1 pseudogene is annotated in these 257 nt (G+C 65.4%); it reads right to left on the bottom strand.

Annotated elements, in window-relative coordinates:
- Positions 1–257 (bottom strand): annotated as a pseudogene (locus A3840_RS01600) (thiazole synthase); the annotation flags it as partial.

Raw genomic sequence — 257 nt, 5'->3', positions numbered from 1 at the left:
TGCGTGCAGCCTCTACCAGCCCGAACACATCGGGCTGCAAGGTATCGGCCTCGCCGATCACTTCGAGCTTGATCCAGGTCGTGCCGAAGAGTTCGCGAGCCATGTGGGCCGTGGTTACGGCCTCCTTGACCGAATGACAGCCAGCCGTATTGGGCAGGACGCGGAGGCCCAGCTCGCCGATGAAGGACCAGAAGGCCTGGCCGGCCCGCTGGTCGCCACCTTCGCGCCGCAGAGAGACAGTGACGATTTCGGCCCGC

The organism is Devosia elaeis (genome assembly GCF_001650025.1).
In the GTDB taxonomy this organism is placed as follows: domain Bacteria; phylum Pseudomonadota; class Alphaproteobacteria; order Rhizobiales; family Devosiaceae; genus Devosia; species Devosia elaeis.
The sequence above is the reverse complement of the archived record's forward strand: the minus strand, read 5'-3'. Positions and strand labels throughout refer to the sequence as shown.